The sequence below is a fragment of the Mitsuaria sp. TWR114 genome (genome assembly GCF_007997345.1).
Genome location: NZ_VOSR01000702.1, coordinates 1 through 1,344, shown reverse-complemented (window position 1 = coordinate 1,344; position 1,344 = coordinate 1). Strand labels below are relative to the sequence as shown.

Genomic DNA, 1,344 nt, shown 5'->3' with positions numbered 1-1,344 from the left:
GGGCAGGGCGGCGAAGGCGCCCCAGGTGGCGCCCCCAGCGGCGCTCGCGAGCCCGTGGCGTCCGGCGCCACATCGACGGCGCTCGAGCACGACGCCGATGCGTGCGAGGTCACGCCCTGGGCGACGCTGTGGGACGCCGGCTCGGTGTCCGGTCTGCATCGCGAGGCCCGGCCGCGCCTGCGCTCGGGTCTGAGCCTGCAGCGCTGCGCGAGCAAGCCCAAGACGGCGGTACCCGGCGCGCAAGGGGCGCCGGCCAAGGTCAAGCTCACCCCGCTGCAGGAGCGCCAGCAATCGCTGTCCGGCGCCGGCGAGCGCCTGCGCGACGTCAGCGCCTGGGCCACGGGGCAGCAGAAGCAGCAGGGCGTGCCCGACATCAAGGGCGTGAAGGACCTGGCGCCGGCCGAGGCCGCCAAGGTGGCCGAGGCGATCGACCTGCTGACCAAGGCGAACGCGACCTTCGGCATCCAGGCGCTGGACGAGATCGGGCCGCAGCTCGACGAGGTCGTCGCCAAGACCAAGGCGGCGCGCTCGACCAGCGGCGCCACCGGCGGCGACAGCCAGGACCAGCGCCTGGCCGCCAACCAGACGCGGCTGTCGCTGAACCGCGCGATCGACGCGTCCAACGAAGTCAACACGCGGGTGACGGCCTTGAGCCAGACGCTGGACGTCGCCGCGATCAAGGAACACACCGATGCCATCGCCGCCGCGCTCGACGGACTGCAGAACGACGCGAGCGCCATCGACGACGCCTACGACGCGATCCGCAAGCATGTGCGCTCGGTCAAGGAGCTGGTCCGCGACCTGAAGGCCCGGTCGTCTCAACTGCCGGCGGCGGTGGGCCGCATCCTCTTCGTGCTGCGCAGCTTCCTGGCGCTGAACGCGCCGGGCCGCGCCGTCGCGCCGACCGACGACGAGATCAAGGCCTACCTGGCCGGCACGCAGGGCAACCTGGGCCAGGACTTCAACCTGGTCTTCGGCGACGGCCGCGAGACGATGGGTTTCGACCTCTTCGTCATCTATGCGTCGGTGCTGGAGCAGCAGCTCGCGGTGCGGGCCAAGATGGCGGCGGCGCAGGTCAAGCCGGCCTCGCCGGTGCCGACGCTGGGCAATGCCGAGGACTTCTTCAAGGCGCTCAAGACCAAGGGCAACGCCGAGGTCATCGACGCCTACGACAGCTACGCCGGGGCCTACTTCTATCACCGCGTCATCGACAAGTTCGACGACATGAAGGTCAGCGGCGTGGCCGAGTTGTACACGCGGCCGCTGTCGATCTTCGGCCTGCGGCCGCTGGTCTGCACCGGTTTCGCGATGCTGGGCGCGCACCTGCTGCAGCAGGCCGGCGCG

The 1,344-nt window shown here is 71.1% G+C and carries 1 protein-coding gene; it reads left to right on the top strand.

Annotated elements, in window-relative coordinates; all coding sequences use genetic code 11:
* Positions 1-54 precede the first annotated feature (54 nt).
* On the top strand, positions 55-1,344 hold a 1,290-nt coding region (locus tag FUT87_RS22710), incomplete at its 3' end, for a hypothetical protein (protein WP_147242477.1).